At 42.6% G+C, this 16,522-nt stretch carries 15 protein-coding genes and 1 other RNA gene; 6 read left to right on the forward strand and 10 right to left on the reverse strand.

Annotation, left to right across the window (positions count from 1 at the left end; genetic code table 11):
- Positions 1 to 89: 89 nt before the first annotated feature.
- The gene (locus H6G05_RS23090; RefSeq protein WP_190581995.1) at positions 90 to 950 is read right to left on the reverse strand and encodes an acyl-CoA desaturase; all 861 of its coding nucleotides are present in this window, start codon (positions 948 to 950) and stop codon (positions 90 to 92) included.
- 84 nt (positions 951 to 1,034) lie between these two features.
- The gene (locus tag H6G05_RS23095; protein WP_242025768.1) at positions 1,035 to 1,532 is read right to left on the reverse strand and encodes a heavy metal-responsive transcriptional regulator; all 498 of its coding nucleotides are present in this window, start codon (positions 1,530 to 1,532) and stop codon (positions 1,035 to 1,037) included.
- Positions 1,533 to 1,830: 298 nt separating this feature from the next.
- Between H6G05_RS23095 and H6G05_RS23100 the strand changes: the two genes are divergently transcribed.
- The gene (locus H6G05_RS23100; RefSeq protein WP_190581997.1) at positions 1,831 to 2,409 is read left to right on the forward strand and encodes a Uma2 family endonuclease; all 579 of its coding nucleotides are present in this window, start codon (positions 1,831 to 1,833) and stop codon (positions 2,407 to 2,409) included.
- A gap of 112 nt (positions 2,410 to 2,521) precedes the next feature.
- Here the strand turns inward: H6G05_RS23100 and H6G05_RS25715 are convergent, their stop codons facing one another.
- Positions 2,522 to 2,653, reverse strand: coding sequence for a hypothetical protein (locus H6G05_RS25715; RefSeq protein ID WP_277874784.1), 132 nt, complete (start codon positions 2,651 to 2,653; stop codon positions 2,522 to 2,524).
- Here H6G05_RS25715 and H6G05_RS23105 point away from each other — a divergent pair.
- From H6G05_RS23105 to H6G05_RS23120, 4 genes are all read left to right on the forward strand, one after another.
- On the forward strand, positions 2,652 to 4,016 hold the full coding sequence (locus tag H6G05_RS23105) for an NAD-dependent succinate-semialdehyde dehydrogenase (protein ID WP_190581999.1): 1,365 nt from the start codon (positions 2,652 to 2,654) through the stop codon (positions 4,014 to 4,016). The two genes, H6G05_RS25715 and H6G05_RS23105, sit on opposite strands and share 2 nt — an antisense overlap.
- A gap of 59 nt (positions 4,017 to 4,075) precedes the next feature.
- On the forward strand, positions 4,076 to 5,716 hold the full coding sequence (locus H6G05_RS23110) for an acetolactate synthase large subunit (RefSeq protein ID WP_190582001.1): 1,641 nt from the start codon (positions 4,076 to 4,078) through the stop codon (positions 5,714 to 5,716).
- A gap of 190 nt (positions 5,717 to 5,906) precedes the next feature.
- A complete protein-coding gene (locus tag H6G05_RS23115) occupies positions 5,907 to 7,628 on the forward strand; it encodes an ABC transporter ATP-binding protein (RefSeq protein WP_190582003.1) in 1,722 nt (573 codons plus the stop codon).
- A gap of 3 nt (positions 7,629 to 7,631) precedes the next feature.
- Positions 7,632 to 8,480 carry an energy-coupling factor transporter transmembrane component T family protein gene (locus tag H6G05_RS23120; protein WP_190582005.1) on the forward strand — a complete coding sequence of 283 codons (849 nt, stop codon included), beginning with the start codon at positions 7,632 to 7,634 and terminating at the stop codon, positions 8,478 to 8,480.
- A 35-nt stretch (positions 8,481 to 8,515) separates the two neighbouring features.
- On the opposite strand, the gene ald is transcribed toward H6G05_RS23120, so the two are convergent.
- The 6 genes from ald to H6G05_RS23150 form a co-directional block, all read right to left on the reverse strand.
- Positions 8,516 to 9,607, reverse strand: a complete 1,092-nt coding sequence (gene ald / locus H6G05_RS23125; RefSeq protein ID WP_190582007.1) for an alanine dehydrogenase — start codon at positions 9,605 to 9,607, stop codon at positions 8,516 to 8,518.
- A gap of 214 nt (positions 9,608 to 9,821) precedes the next feature.
- Positions 9,822 to 10,463, reverse strand: coding sequence for an LON peptidase substrate-binding domain-containing protein (locus H6G05_RS23130; protein ID WP_190582009.1), 642 nt, complete (start codon positions 10,461 to 10,463; stop codon positions 9,822 to 9,824).
- 220 nt (positions 10,464 to 10,683) lie between these two features.
- The gene (locus tag H6G05_RS23135; protein WP_190582011.1) at positions 10,684 to 11,121 is read right to left on the reverse strand and encodes a PH domain-containing protein; all 438 of its coding nucleotides are present in this window, start codon (positions 11,119 to 11,121) and stop codon (positions 10,684 to 10,686) included.
- A 128-nt stretch (positions 11,122 to 11,249) separates the two neighbouring features.
- Complete coding sequence (locus tag H6G05_RS23140; RefSeq protein WP_190582013.1) at positions 11,250 to 12,449, reverse strand: argininosuccinate synthase; 1,200 nt, start codon at positions 12,447 to 12,449, stop codon at positions 11,250 to 11,252.
- A gap of 34 nt (positions 12,450 to 12,483) precedes the next feature.
- Positions 12,484 to 12,580: signal recognition particle sRNA small type (gene ffs / locus H6G05_RS23145), an RNA gene on the reverse strand.
- Between the two features lie 129 nt (positions 12,581 to 12,709).
- The gene (locus H6G05_RS23150; protein ID WP_190582016.1) at positions 12,710 to 12,931 is read right to left on the reverse strand and encodes a DUF7219 family protein; all 222 of its coding nucleotides are present in this window, start codon (positions 12,929 to 12,931) and stop codon (positions 12,710 to 12,712) included.
- 517 nt (positions 12,932 to 13,448) lie between these two features.
- Between H6G05_RS23150 and H6G05_RS23155 the strand changes: the two genes are divergently transcribed.
- Complete coding sequence (locus H6G05_RS23155) at positions 13,449 to 15,815, forward strand: SpoIIE family protein phosphatase (protein WP_190582018.1); 2,367 nt, start codon at positions 13,449 to 13,451, stop codon at positions 15,813 to 15,815.
- Between the two features lie 66 nt (positions 15,816 to 15,881).
- Here H6G05_RS23155 and H6G05_RS23160 read toward each other — a convergent pair whose 3' ends face one another.
- Positions 15,882 to 16,307 carry a hypothetical protein gene (locus H6G05_RS23160; RefSeq protein ID WP_190582020.1) on the reverse strand — a complete coding sequence of 142 codons (426 nt, stop codon included), beginning with the start codon at positions 16,305 to 16,307 and terminating at the stop codon, positions 15,882 to 15,884.
- Between the last annotated feature and the right edge of the window lie 215 nt (positions 16,308 to 16,522).

Raw genomic sequence — 16,522 nt, forward strand, 5'->3', positions numbered from 1 at the left:
ACAGAAAATGGCTACGCCATTTTCTGTTTTGGTATATTCCTATAAAAAAAGGTGAGATGCAAAGCATCTCACCTTTTTTAGTTTTTATTTTAATTTTTAAGTGCAGGAGGCATAATTACCTTTGTGGCTAAGCCTAAGCTCCTGAGCAATTGAATAGCCCACCAAGTGACATCAACTTCCCACCAACGCCAACCTGCTTTGGCGACATGAGGATAAGCATGATGGTTATTGTGCCAGCCTTCACCATAGGTAACGATCGCCGCCCACCACAGATTCCGTGAATTATCATTAGTCTCAAACGTGCGATATCCCCACATATGCGTAACCGAGTTGATAAACCAAGTACTATGCCATAGTAAAACTGAGCGTACACACATTCCCCAAATGATATAAGACCAACCACCGAGGAGATATAACGCAACTCCTAAAGGAATTTGTAATAGTAGATAGTACTTATCTAGCCATAGATAGAAAGGATCGCGAGCCATTTCAGGAGCATATTTGCGGTACAAATTTGGATTGAAGAATTCTTCTTTAGGGTAGAACAGCCACAACATATGACTCCACCAAAATCCTTTACGAGCCGAGTAAGGATCTTTCTCTACATCTTCAGTATGCGCGTGGTGTAAGCGATGCCCAGCTACCCAAAAGATTGGACCTCCTTGAACTGCGGCGGCTCCGACTAGGGCGATCGCATATTCTAGCCATTTAGGGACTTGAAAGCTCCGATGGCTCAGCAAACGATGGTATCCCAAACAAATACCAATACTTCCTAAAAACCAATGCAATATCAGAGTCACACCTAAAGCTGACCATGAAAAGAACCAAGGAGCTAATAGAGCCAAAGAGTGGAAAACCGCAAAGAATATGATTGCTGGCCAACTTAATTTTAGAGGTTTAGAGTTATTGTCACTAGATGGATAGAGAATATCTGAGAATAGTCTGGTCATGATTTACAACTAATATTTTTGATACAGGACTTTTGATTTTGCCTACTTGAAAATCAAAACCACTATGGAGATAAGGGAGCTTATTTATTGCTCGATTCCTGAAGACATTTCAGTACGTCCTTGCCAAGCGCTACAAGATTGGTGGAACCCATGACGCGGATCATCTGTATCAGCACAAGATTCCTGTGAATTCGGACAATCTTGGCATTCGATATGTTGTCTACAGTGATCAATCAGTGGCAAAAGTTCGTCATGTAGTATTTGCAGTTGTTGGATTGTCTCTTCAATCATTCTGGCTTTTTTAAGAAGAGAATCATGTACAGCCTGACAAGCTGGGAACTTTCCGTCTTTGGCTGCCAAAATCTCTCTGATATCATCCAGACTCAAACCCATCGCCTTAGTCTGGGTGATAAAAGCTAAGCGATCTACATCTTCTTGACTAAACAAGCGATATCCCGCCTCAGTTCTAAGAGGAGAGGGAATTAAGCCAATTCGCTCATAGAAATAAAGCGTTTGAGGATTTAAACCCAATTTGCGAGAGACTTCACCAACTTGCAGCATTGACATCTTTGCTTTTTCCATCCAACAGTTACAAGCTTAGACCTTATACTATGGTATAAGGTCAAGGATTTTAGGTAAGATTCTTTATTGTAAAGATATTTTTCGTGCCAAAGCACACAATGGCTATGCCATTGTGTGCTTTTAAAACCCTTACTGGATTTGGTTTTTAGTTCACGAAAGTATGGCAACTTTTGTGAATTAGTATTTGCAAGAATGCGTCCCCAAGGAACACATTCTTGCAATTTTTTGTTTTAACCTAGCGATCGCTATCCCAAATTTTGCTTATTGGTATCCTAGAAGAAGAAATTGAGAGGACGTTATGGTTGTAACAACGAAACTTGCCGCAATACCTACACCAGCTAAGTATCGTCTAACTGTTGAGCAGTATTACAAAATGGCAGAATTTGGAATCTTAGGAATAGAGCAACGCACAGAGTTAATTGAAGGAGAAATTATTGAGATGTCACCGATTGGAGCAAAACATGCTGGTACGATTAACCGACTAAGCCGAGTTCTGTCACCACGTATCTCTGATCAATCAATAATTTCGATTCAAAACTCAATTAGGTTAAATGACAAGTCAGAACCACAAACAGATTTAGCGATCTTACATTTACGCGATGATTGCTATACCGAAAGTATCCCTACGCCTGATGATGTTCTCTTGTTAATCGAAGTTTCCGATTCCACCTTGAAATACGATCACGATATTAAGGTTCCACTCTATGCCAAAGTAGGAATTCCTGAAGTATGGATTGCCAATATCGAAGAGCAGGTATTTGAAGTTTATAAATCCCCCAATCAGAATAATTATGAACAGATCAAAATTTATAGCAAAGGTGAAGTAATTCTGATTGAAAGCTTAGGGGTAGCAATCACTGTTGATGAAGTTTTCTAAATTTCTATATCTAAAGATTTGGTATTGCTCTGGAGGTAAGGACAAAGCGCCGCCTATCCTTACCTCTTAAATCTTGCCATCTTGATGAACTTCAATCGTGATAAATCGTAAATTAAGTTGAATTATCGGTATATTTAGCGATCGCAAGGATTAAGATCTTAATACATACAGATATAGCGAGTTCAAGCTTACCGATGGCGAGTTTGAGCTTGATGTAGCTGCTCAGGAATGGAGAAAAGATCATGGCGATCGCATCAATAAATCCTGTAACGGGAGAAGTGTTAAAGACCTTTGAGCCTTTGACAGATGAGCAACTCGAACATAAGCTAGCACTCGCCGATCACACCTTTGCCACATACAAACACACGAGTTTTCGCGATCGCGCTCAATGGATGCACCAAGCCGCCGACATTCTGGAAGCGAAGAAAACTGAACTGGGAATCATCATGACCCTTGAAATGGGGAAAACTCTCAAAAGTGCGGTCTCCGAAATCGAGAAATGTGCCAATCTCTGTCGCTTTTATGCCGAACATGCGCCCCAATTTTTAGAGGATACTCCTGCCCAAACCGATGCTAGCCGCACGATCATTCGCTATCAACCTTTGGGAATCATTTTGGCAGTAATGCCTTGGAACTTCCCATTTTGGCAAGTGTTTCGCTTTGCTGTACCTGCGCTGATGGCAGGGAATGTGGGATTGCTCAAACATGCTTCTAATGTGCCGCAATGTGCTTTAGCGATCGCTGAAGTCTTCCATGCTGCGGGCATACCTGAAGGTACATTTCAAAGTCTGTTGATTGGGGCGGATCGCGTAGCGGGACTAGTTGCCGATGCGAGGGTTAAGGCAGCGACATTGACGGGAAGCGAACCTGCGGGACAGAGCCTCGCCGCGATCGCAGGGCATCATCTCAAAAAAGTAGTTTTGGAACTTGGGGGCAGTGATCCATTTATTGTGCTTAAAAGTGCGGATTTAGATTTGGCGGTAAATACCGCAGTAACAGCGCGGGTAATGAATAATGGACAGACCTGTATTGCGGCGAAGCGTTTTATTATCGAAGAGGCGATCGCTGATCAGTTTATTTCCCAATTTGTCGAGAAATTCAAAGCTTTGAAAGTAGGCGATCCGATGCAACCTGAAACCGATGTTGGGCCCCTTGCGACACCACAAATTTTAAAAGAGCTAGATTTGCAGGTGAAAGCCAGTGTGGATCTAGGCGCAAAGGTCTTAGTTGGGGGTTATCGCGTGAAAGAGAAAGGTAATTTCTACGCGCCGACAATTTTGGCGGATATTCCTTTGGGTGCGCCACCCTATCAAGAAGAATTTTTTGGCCCCGTTGCTTCGGTATTTCGGGTGAAGAATTTCACTGAGGCGATCGCCCTTGCCAATAGCACTAATTTTGGATTGGGGGCAAGCTTTTGGAGTAACGATCAACAGGAAATAGAATTAGCGATCGAACAAATCGATGCGGGTGCAGTCTTTGTAAATGGTATGGTCAAGTCCGATCCGCGTATTCCTTTTGGGGGAATCAAGCGATCGGGTTTTGGACGTGAGCTAGGTATCGAAGGTATTCGCGAATTTGTGAATATTAAAACTATTTGGATTAAGTAAAACCTATTTGGATTCGCACGCGAATCGTGCGAATCCAAACTTAAATTTGTGAGGAAGCCATGAAAACCGCAGAACTATTAGTCAAATGCTTAGAGAATGAGGGCGTAGAATATATTTTCGGTCTTCCGGGGGAAGAGAATATGGCGGTTCTCAATGCCCTTGAGAACTCATCAATTAAATTTATTACTACTCGCCATGAGCAGGGAGCCGCTTTCATGGCAGATGTCTATGGCAGACTTACAGGTAAACCGGGGGTATGTCTATCGACGCTGGGGCCGGGAGCCACAAATTTGATGACGGGGGTAGCCGATGCCAACTTAGACTGTGCGCCATTGATTGCCATTACGGGGCAAGTGGGAACTGATCGGATGCATACTAATTCCCATCAATATCTCGATCTAGTTGCCATGTTTGAGCCTGTAACCAAGTGGAATGCCCAAATCGTGCGCCCTAGTATCATCCCTGAAATTGTGCGTAAAGCCTTTAAACTGGCGAAATCTGAGAAACCAGGGGCAGTCCATATTGACTTACCAGAAAATATTGCCGACATGGAAGTCACAGGACAACCATTATTAATTAAAGGCGATCACAATTCGATGTATGCATCTTATCGCAGTCTATCAGAAGCAGCATTGCTGATCGCGCAGGCAAAAAATCCTTTAATTTTGGTGGGTAATGGTGCAATTCGATCTAAAGCTAGTCAAGCGTTGACTGACTTTGCAACACGCTTAAATATTCCTGTGGCAAATACCTTTATGGGTAAGGGGGTAATTCCCTACCGCCATCCTCTAGCGCTTTGGTCAATCGGTCTCCAGCAGAGGGATGTGATTAATTGCGCTTTTGATGAAACGGATTTAGTCATCGCCGTTGGCTATGACTTAATCGAATATTCACCCAAGAAATGGAATCCCAAAGGCACAATTCCGATTATTCACATTGCGGAGCTAACGGCAGAAGTCGATAGCAGCTATATGCCACAGGTAGAAATTGTAGGTGATATTTCTGATTCACTGGTCGAGATTATGCACCGTTGCGATCGCACAGGAATGACTGAACCTCATGCGATCGCCTTGCGTCCAGAGATTCTGGCAACCTATGAGCAGTATTCCCATGATGAAGGATTTCCGATTAAGCCGCAAAAGATCATCTATGATCTGCGGCAAGTCATGGCTGCTGAGGATATCGTGATATCTGATGTAGGAGCGCATAAAATGTGGATGGCAAGGCATTACCATTGCGATCGCCCTAATACTTGTATTATTTCCAATGGTTTTGCGGCGATGGGGATTGCGATTCCGGGAGCGATCGCGGCAAAACTGGTCAATCCTGATCGCAAGATTGTGGCCGTAACAGGTGACGGTGGCTTTATGATGAATATGCAAGAATTAGAAACTGCAACCCGCATCGGTACGCCCTTTGTGACAATTATTTTTAATGACGGTGGTTATGGACTGATCGAATGGAAGCAACAAATCCATTATGGTCGATCAGCCTTCATCAAATTTGGTAATCCTGATTTTGTGAAACTTGCTGAAAGTATGGGACTTAAAGGCTATCGCGTCACTTCGACAATGGACTTGATTCCTACACTTAAGGAAGCTCTCGAACAAAATGTACCAGCCGTTATCGATTGCCCTGTTGATTACCGCGAAAATATGCTCTTTTCTCGCAAAGTTGGTGAGTTATCTTGTCCGATGTAAGGACTTCTCCGTAAGATTTTTGATGGTGCGGCAAAGCCGTGCCATCAAAAATCGGTTCCTTATTAAATTGCCCAACCCTCGAAATTATGGATAATTCAAATAAAAACTACAGCTTCGACTTCGCTCAGCTAGCTTACACCGAGGGCTGAGCGAAGTCGAAGCCCGTCTACAAGTTATTTAAAACAACTATATGCAAGCGATCGCCGTTTTAGACAAAGTTTCCTATATCTATCCCAACGCCAAGGAGACAGTCTTAAAAGATATCTCGCTAACAATTAACAAAGGAGAATTTTTAGGCATCATTGGGGCGACAGGTGCAGGGAAAACCACCCTATGTCTTGCCCTCACTGGCATCGTTCCCCAGTTTTACGGTGGACGTTTTTTTGGCAAAATTGAGATCGCAGGATTAGACAGCCTTGAACATCCTGTCAGTGAGCTAGCGCGTCATGTAGGCATAGTTTTTGAAGATCCCGAAATCCAGATTACCGCTACATCCGTGGAAAATGAGATCGCCTTTGCCCTCGAAAATCTCTGTGTCCCCCGTGAAGAAATCCTGCGACGGATTCCCATAGTTTTAAAATCAGTCCGTCTAGAAGGATTTGAGAAGAAGAATCCACAAGAGCTTTCGGGTGGTCAAAAACAACGTTTAGCCATTGCCGCCGCACTAGCATTACAACCTGATTTACTAATTCTTGATGAACCCACTTCGCAACTCGATCCCATAGGTTCCCAAGAAGTCTTTGCTACAGTTAGGGAATTAAAAGAAGAACTCGGCGTGGCGATCGTGATGGTTTCCCATGCTGCGGAAGAAATGGCAGAATTTTGCGATCGCCTTGCCTTACTTTCAAATGGGAAATTGCTAGCCGTCGGTACTCCCGAAGAAATCTATGCACAGATTGATTTACTGGAACAAAATAAACTCCGTCCGCCCGAAGTTGCTCAAGCTTTTAGCCAAGTTCAGCATAAAGGGATTAATATTCCGCAGATTCCCGTTACTTTGGAATCGGGAATAGTCGCTTTAAATGCACTGCGATCGCAAATTCAACCTAATGATCCACCAGTATTTGCAAGTCCGAATCGTAGCAATAGACCACCCGTTCTCTCAGTCCAAAATCTCCAACATACCTATGACGATGGTACGGAAGCTCTCAAAAATATCTCACTAGACATCCATGCGGGTGAATATGTGCTAATTGTCGGACAGAATGGTGCAGGCAAAAGCACCCTTGTTAAGCATTTCCTGAATTTGCTAAAACCCACATCAGGGAAAGTATTAGTAGGCGATCGCAATACTAAAGATCTATCCGTCAGCGATCTTGCTCAATCCATCGGTTATCTCGCCCAAAACCCTGACAATCAAATCTTTAATACTTCCGTTGAGAAAGAAGTCTCTTTTGCTTTGCCATTTCTTGGTTACGCTCCCGATGTAGTAAAGAAAGAAACCGAACGTAGTCTTAAAGCTATGCAATTATGGGAACAACGTCATGCCCATCCATTATCCTTACCAAAGGGAGAACGCGGACGCATCGTGATTGCGGCGCTATTAGCGATGAATCCTGAGATTATCATTTTTGATGAACCGACCACAGGACAAGACTATCAGGGTGCTTCTTCGATTTTAGAAGTCAGTCGGCAACTGCATCAAATGGGAAAAACCGTAATTGTGATTACGCACCATTTATACTTAATGCCCGACTATGCCGATCGCGCGATCGTGATGGGAAAAGGAACAATCTTGCTAGATGCGCCACTACGCCAAGCCTATCATCAAACTGATTTGCTAGAGTCCACCTATCTCACGCCGCCACAATCAGTGATGTTATCGCAAAAGCTGAGTACTTTGTGCGATCGCGACTATCCTCTAATTACCCCCACAGAATTTGCCAATTGTTTTACTCCATTGCCAGTTTAGAATATGAAACTCCAAACCGTTAAGTATGAATCTTTATTTACCCGCTTAGATTTTCGCTCTAAGTTGGTGGTGATGCTCTCTGTTACTATTCTTGCCTTTTTATGGGAAAGCCCGATCGCAGGTGGCATTTTGATGCTGAGTGTAATTTCTTTCTGCCTTCTAGCTGGAGTCAGACTCAATTATTTAGGAAATATTTTAAAAGTGATGATTCCTTTTTATATCTTTCTGATTTTGAGTATGGGATTTTTTAATGTGGAACAAGTTAAATTACTGACGCATAAAACGGAACTAACCACCCTGTTAAGCTTGCCACAAACTTGGTGGTTAGTTGGAAATGCAAAAATGAGTTTAGAAGGAACGCTTTATGGATTGAATATTGTCTTTAAAACGCTAACGATGATTTTGGTAATTCCATTAGCAATTTTCACCACCGATGTTAATCAAATGACAGTTGGAATGGTACGTGCCAAAATCCCTTACAAAGTAGTATTTATCTTTTCATCGACCTTGCGATTTGTGCCTCTTTTATTGGAGGAAGTGCAATCAATCATTGAGTCGCAGCGCTTACGAGGGTTAAATTTTGAGAAAATGGGATGGCTCAAAAAAGCACAGATCTATGCCAAAGTTGCCGTCCCTTTGATTTTAAATTCCCTTTCAAAGTCTCAAAAGTTAGAAATTGTCTTGCAATCAAAAGCTTTTTCAGGTAGTTCTAATCGCACCTATCTGCATGAGTCAGCTTTAACAACCCCTGATTACCTATTGATGACTGGTTCTATTTTGTTATTCGTAACGGCGATCGCTTTATATTTTGGCTTCGGTATTGGTAAATTTGCATGGTTGCTCTATGCCTAAAAACGTTGCTTGGCGACGCTTTTAGGCTTTATACACTAGGCTTTTGGCAGATCGGGAAAAGCCTCAGCAACAGCCGCATAAACAATTTGACCATTCTGAACATTGACACCTTTTGCCAAAGTGCGATCGCGTTCAATGGCTGCCAAACCAAAATCCGCTAAAGCGCAAGTATAGGGAAGCGTGGCATTAACCAAAGCTTGCGTCGCCGTCCAAGGTACAGCCCCCGGCATATTTGGCACACCATAATGCAAGACTCCCTCTTCTTCATAGACAGGAGATGTATGGGAGGTAGTTCGTACTGTTTCAATACAACCACCTTGATCGACAGCCACATCAACAATCACAGAATGTGATCGCATTTTTTGGACAAGTTCACGTTTTACTAAGGTCGGTGCGCGTTTGCCAGTGATTAACACCGCGCCAATGACGAGATCAGCAGATATTACTGACTCGGCGATATTACTAGCATTGCTATATAACAACTGCACCCGTGAACCAAAGAGAGCTTCCAATTCACCAAGACGATTGAGATTGACATCTAAAATCGTTACCCTTGCCCCTAAACCGATCGCCATTCTGGCGGCTTCAGTGCCAACTACACCACCACCCAGCACCACCACATGCCCAGATTTCACCCCCGGAATACCGCCCAGTAACACACCACTACCACCCTGCTGCTTGGTCAGATAATGCGCCCCAAACTGCACTGATAATCTTCCTGCAATGATACTCATCGGCACTAGTAGAGGCAATTGACCATTATCTAATTGCACTGTTTCGTAAGCTATACAGGTTGCGCCAGACTTGATTAATGCTTCTGTTAGTAGGCGATCGGCGGCAAGATGCAGATAAGTAAACAGAATTAATTCTTTGTGGAGCAATGCATATTCACTAGGCAAAGGCTCCTTAACCTTAACCACCATTTCTTGGGCGTAAACTTCCTGTGGTGTCGCCACAATTGTCGCACCTGCTTGGATATATTCCTGATCACTAAACCCAGAGCCAACCCCAGCATTTGTTTCTACAAAAACTTGATGCGATCGCGCCGTTAATGTTGCTACCCCCGCAGGTGTCATTCCCACTCGAAACTCACGATCTTTGATTTCACTTGGTACGCCGATCTTCACGGTTATTTCTCCTGAGAATTCAAGCCTATTATCCTATGCTTTACGGCGATCACCATTACTAAAGTGTCAGCACTTTGCGCCGCCACTTTTTACAGCAATTATCAATCAAATAAACCACAAGAAAATTTTTAAAAGGGTTGCAAGGCAACCCTTTTAAAAATTTTCTTGGTTTGAGCGCAAAGCGCTGTAACTTTATGTCTTAACTGTATTGTCGTTAAATTTCCTTGAAGGTATCCTTCAAAACTGTCCGCGCCGCTAATTGACTTCTAGTGGAAGATAAAATCTCCGCCTCACGTCGCAACCTAGCAGCCGTATCAAGAGTTTCCAGCAATGACTGCTGCTCTAGACTTGCACCCTGAAAATTGCTAGCGACCCAATAAGACAACTCGATCGGACCCCGAGGAATTTTCGGTAACTCTATTTCTTGATCAGTAAGCTTTTGCGATAAACGGATCACATCATTAAGCAACTCACGTACTTCTGTCGCTAATAAAAATGGTGCGTCGTTACTAGGCTCATCCTCAATCCATTCCACTAAGCCCACGCGATAAGGAGTTTCGCGCACATATTCCAACACGCGAAAGCGCTGCTGTCCCATTGTCAAAAGCTTAAAGCGATCATCTGGCAAGCGATGATACTGCACGATTTGAGCGACACAGCCAATATTTGCAGGTTTGCCCGTCTCCGAATCCCACATTAATACGCCAAACATGCGATCGCTTTCCAGCACCGTATTGATCATCATGCGATAGCGATACTCAAAAATATGAAGCGGTAGCGACTGTCCCGGAAATAGTACCAACTCAGGTAAAGGGAACAGCGGCAATTCACGAACTGAAATCGATGATGAAGTCATTTTTACGAAACTTGGCACTAGTTAAGACGCTCTAACTAGTTTAGCTTGAGTTTTATAGCGATCGCCAAATAAAAATAGAAAAGGCGGAGCTTTGCACCGCCTTTTCTATTAGCGTTTTATAACAAAGCACAAAATGGCGTAGTCATTTTGTGCTTTTAAACTCCCTGCTGAGTTTGGTTTTTAATTCCCAAAAGTGTGGCAATACTTTTGGGAATTGGTATTAAGAAAATTCTCTAGGATTTTCTTCATCACGGATATGAAAACGAAATCTTGCTTGCTGAATACATGGACGCATCTGCTCATATAGTTCCCTTACATCAATTGGCAAGCGTTCTAACAGTATTTTAGGAGCAGAGATATCACGGGTAAGCAACAGCATATTTCCAGTACCCATGATGCGCTGATTTAGAGGCTTCTCTAACTGAATATCATCAACTTGGTAAATTTCTAGAGTCTCGATATCTTTAGAGAAAACTCCCCGTTCTATAACAATTCGTTGTGATGTAATCAAATACTGCGTATTGATCGACTGCAACCAATACCAGAGCGCACCAATACCTAAGGTAAAAATCGAAACCAGCAATCTTGTCACACTCCCAATAACCGCAGGATGACCTTTAAAGAGAATGCGCTCATCGGGTAGAGGTACTTTTGTCATAGAAAAATTTGCCAGTTAGTTGCTAATTTTATGATATTTTACAGTGCCTTGAGCCTGATCCAACCCAAAAAGAAAAGGCGGCGCTAAGCGCCGCCTCGAGAAGAAAGTTCAAAGCTCAAAGCTCAAAACTATTTATTTTTCTGAGCCCATACACGGATTGGCATACCCCAGACATAAATGAAGCCTTCCGCCGCTTTATGATCGAACTGATCAGCACTGGTGTAAGTCGCCAAGTCTTCGTCATAGAGGGAGTTCACCGACTGACGACCAACAATGATCGCGCTGCCCTTATGGAACTTGACACGAACAGTTCCGCATACACGCTCTTGGCTGCTATCGATGAAAGCATCAAGGGCAGTCTTGAGAGGACTATACCAAAGCCCGTTATAAATCATCTTGCCGTAGGTATCTTCGATGCCGCGCTTGTATTGAGCGAGGTCAGAGGGCAAAGCTAAGCTTTCAAGATCGCGGTGAGCGTGGATTAATACCAACATCGCAGGAGCTTCGTAGATTTCACGAGACTTGATCCCCACTAAGCGGTTCTCAACCATGTCAATGCGCCCATAGCCATTGTTACCTGCGATCGCATTAAGCGCAGTAATCAATTCCACAGGCTCAAGCGCTTTGCCATCAATGGAAACAGGAAGCCCTTTCTCGAAACCAATTTCAGTATAGGTAGGCTCGTCAGGGGTATCGGCGATCGCCTTGGTCATCGCATAAATTTCTTCAGGTGGCTCATTCCACGCATTTTCGAGAGGCCCTGCTTCAATGCTACGACCGAGCAAGTTGCGATCAATACTGAAGGGTGAAGACTTCTTAACTGGTGAAGCAATCCCAAATTTTTCGCCATAGGCGATCGTTTCTTCACGGCTCATGCCCCACTCACGAGCAGGAGCAAGCACTTTAATATCAGGATTAAGTGCAGCGATCGATACATCAAACCTTACTTGGTCATTGCCTTTACCCGTACATCCGTGGGCTACAGCATCAGCACCATATTCTTCGGCTGCTTCTACCAAAATCTTGGCAATCAGAGGACGCGCTAGAGCCGTAGTTAGAGGATAACGATTTTCATAAAGCGCGTTAGCTTTAATCGATGGAAAAGCATAGTCTGTGACAAATTCTTTAGTTACATCTCTGACCAGAGAGACCGATGCTCCTGAATCAAGAGCCTTTTGCTTGATGGGATCTAACTCATCGCCTTGTCCTAGGTCTGCTGCAAGGGTAATGACTTCTTCAACACCCCATTCTTGCTTGAGATAAGGAATGCAAACAGATGTATCAACGCCGCCCGAATACGCAAGTACGACTTTTTTCGCCCGACCCATGAATCTCTCCTGAACCCATTGCTAAACCTAAAAAAGTAGCCCGGGTACTACGCCTATCTCAAGCATCCCTTAGTGCTGCTGTCTTCCGACCCTGACACGATTCGGGCGTTGCGATCGCGTAGATCCGAGCCATCTACAACAGTAGCACTAAGAGGGAACGTTACACCAGTAGTTAAGTCAATTGTTGGCAAATCAACACAATCCCCTTTGCGCGATCGCCCCAAAAAGGAAAAAGCGGTGTAATACACCGCTTTTTCCTTTCATGTGAAGAGGTTTTGTTTCGATTTTTCTAGCTGCTGCCATAGCCCTGCGACTTGTGAGTAGGCTTCCTGTGATGAGATTTTACCGCCCGTTTCGAGACTGCAAATGATACTGACACGATGGGAAAACTCTTGCAGATTAGCATTGAACACTAAGTTCTCTGGGGTAAATTTACCGTAGTAGCGAGACTGTGGAAACATACATTGGGTGTTTTTAGACATAATTTTCCCTCTTTTGAGATTACAAATAAGAGCGACTCCAGATAGTCTTGGAATATCCTGCCAAAGCAATGTATTACAGAGTTGTAAAAAACATCACCTTAGGTATGGGAAACATATTTTTATCACTACTGGTATAAGCAACTAATCATGATTTAACTTTGATTAACCTAATCTTAACCTAGATTTAAGATAAATATGACTGTCTGCTTTGTGATAAGTTCCCCATATATTTGTGATCTAGATCTCTACAACCTTTTTAGTCAAAGAGCGATAAATGCACCGATGACTTAAAACCTAGCTTAACTTCTGAAAGTGTTGCAGAACAACGTTTTCAGAAGTTAAGCTGTATTACTCAAAGCCTCAATAGACTGTAATCAAGACTAAATAAACGATTAACAGCTATAAAATGGATCGTAAATCTCAGATTAATCATGCCTACCGAAACTTGGCGCTCCTTATAAAATCATGGCTCGCTTAACAGTGCAAAGAGCTAACCATCTTGACTTCAAGGCAAAATATGACTTTATTTAAACCAGCGATCGCTCTTATGAATCGCCTGAAATATCCTCAGAAATTTTTCCTGATCAGTCTATTATTTGTGCTGCCATTAGCATTAGTAATGAATTTACTAATATCGGAACTAGATAGCCGTATAGAGTTTACGCAAAAAGAGCTCTATGGCACTGCTTACCTACGTCCTCTCAATCAGTTATGGCAATATATCCCCCAAAGACAGCTAATCTTACAACGTCAGTTTTATAAAAATGCCCAGAGTTTAAAGACATCATCCCCTTCTCAGGAATTGCCAGAATTACAAAAGAAAATTGAACAAGAATTCATCAAGCTTACAGAAGTCGATCGCCAACTTGGGCAAGAAATGCAAGCCAGTGAGAGGCTTAGAGATATCAGATTTAAGTGGCAGGGCTTACTGGATGGGCAAGAGTTTTTGGGGTTTCGTAATCACGAGGCGCTGCTCGAAGAAATTAATCTGTTCCGCAGACATGTAGTGGACTTTTCCAACCTGATTCTTGACCCCGACTTAGACACCTATTACTTAATGGATGCGATCGCCGTTAAACTACCTGAGATGCAAAAACTACTGTACAAAATGATGTACACAGAAGCAGAAATCGTATTTAATCAGGAAGTAACAAACGAAAAAAAAGCGAGACTAATTTCCCTAATTAGTTTACTGGGTGATTACAACAGCGAACTAGCAGCTAATCTAGAACGTGCTTTCCAAAATAATCTCCGTGGTAATCTTCGCAATGCTTTGTCTATACATCTCCGCAACTTTGTTGTCAGCATCAGTGAGGTGAATACCTATATTAGTCAACTGGCTAGTCAAGATAATAATATTTCTGTGATTAAAAATTTTTATTATCAAGAGATGGAAAGAACGCTAGATGATAGTTTCACTCTCTGGCAGAAAGTTGTTGAGCATCTCGATGAATTGCTAGAAGCGCGTATTCAAAGATTTCAGGAGCGCAAACAGTTTGTTTTGACCTTTGTAGCCATAGTAATGGTTAGCATTGTCTATCTATTTGTGGGCTTTTATCTGTCGGTAATGCGAACAGTTCATCAGTTAGACATTGCCTCTAAACAGATGACATCAGGAGGCACAATTTCCATCAAGCTTGACAGTAAAGATGAATTATCGATGGTGGTGCGATCATTTAATAGTGTGGCGATCGCCCTAAGAGAGTCCGAAGAAAAATATCGCAGTATCTTTGAGAACTCCGTCGATGGCATTTTTCAAACGACCGTCGATGGTAGATATCTTAGTGTTAATCCTGCATTAGCAAGGATTTATGGCTATGACTCAGTTGAGCAGATGTTGGCACAAATTGTTGATGTGAAGACGCAACTCTATGTCGATCGCGATCGGCGGCAACAGTTTCAATCCCTGATGGAAGAAAATGACACCATTACTAATTTTGAGTCACAGGTGTATAAACGTGATCGCACAACCATCTGGATTAGTGAAAATGTCAGAGCGTTGAGAGATGCACAGGGTCAGATACTTTATTACGAAGGAACTGTCGAAGATATTAGTCAACGGAAGATTGCAGAAATTGCTTTAGATGGAGCTAACAAACAAATTCTAGCTTTGAACAATCTTCTTAAACTAGAAAATCTGCGAATGAGTAGTGAACTAGATGTAACCCGCAAACTCCAGCAGATGATCTTACCCAAGGAGCAAGAATTAGAGCTAATTGCGGGATTAGATATTGCAGGATTTATGGAGCCTGCTGCGGAAGTTGGTGGGGATTATTATGATGTTTTACAACAAAACGGGCGGATTAAAATTGGGATAGGCGACGTAACTGGACATGGACTGGAAAGCGGAATGTTAATGATCATGGTGCAGACTGCGGTACGCACCTTATTACAAAGTGAAGAAAATGATCCTGTACGCTTTCTCGATATCCTTAATCGCACAATTTATGGCAATGTGCAGAGAATGTCTTCTGACAAGAATTTAACTCTATCTTTGATTGACTACGAACAGGGGAAATTAATTTTGAGTGGTCAACATGAAGAAATGATTTTGGTACGCAAAAATGGAACTTTAGAACGATTTGATACGATTGATTTAGGATTTCCAATTGGATTAGAAGAAGAGATTTTTGGATTTCTGGATCAAAAACATATTCATTTACATGGGGGCGATGTCGTTGTCCTATATACAGATGGGATCACTGAAGCTGAGGATGAAGAACGAAAACTCTATGGTGTAGATCGTCTATGTGAAGTAGTTCGCCAAAATGTTGAGGCCTCGGCACTGGAGATTCGTCAAGCAGTTATTGCAGATCTGCGATCGCATATTGGCAATCAAAAAATTTACGACGACATTACCTTACTAGTTCTCAAACAAAAATAAATAATTTTAGAGGGTTCGCTCCTGCGGGACGAACCCTCTAAAATGGAAATCGCAGAGCGATTTCCATTAGATTTTTTCCTCACAGACCCAATGCCATAACGGATGACTTTTTCCTTTTTTCTTAATCCTTTTTACTTGATCAACTAGCGATCGCTTCTCGCGTTGATTAACTCCCCACAAAATTATCGAACTCTGCCAAACTAAAGTAGCTAGAGTCATCGCTACACATATTCCTAAGCCCATCATTGGCAAGCGATTATAAGCTAGGGTAATGCGTACAGCCGCCCATGTAAAAGCTGCAATCCACAACTCAATATCCGATCGCAAAGCCCAAATACTTGCAGTCCCGACAGTGAGCCAGAGAAATGCATCAAATAACCATCGCAAATAGGTTTGTACTTCAATCAATCGTTGAACTTGACGCTCTAGCAACGGATCTATCAATACCTCAGAGCTAGATTCCGCCAGAGAATCACTATTATCAGAATTCATATATCTGCATTCAAAATATCGTCAACTGTAAGCTGGAGATTCGCATCAGTACCATCGTCATAGGTTAGATATTCGTCAAATGTAAGCTTATGACTTGTAGTTATAGTCATAGTTCTTAGTACAGGACAAAAAGTTGCAAAAGTAGGCAGGAAGGGGTTTTATAAAAGATAACCACATCACAAATAAAACCCCTATGAAAGAGATTAACCTATTTC

This window comes from Phormidium tenue FACHB-1050 (assembly GCF_014696925.1).
In the GTDB taxonomy this organism is placed as follows: domain Bacteria; phylum Cyanobacteriota; class Cyanobacteriia; order Pseudanabaenales; family Pseudanabaenaceae; genus Pseudanabaena.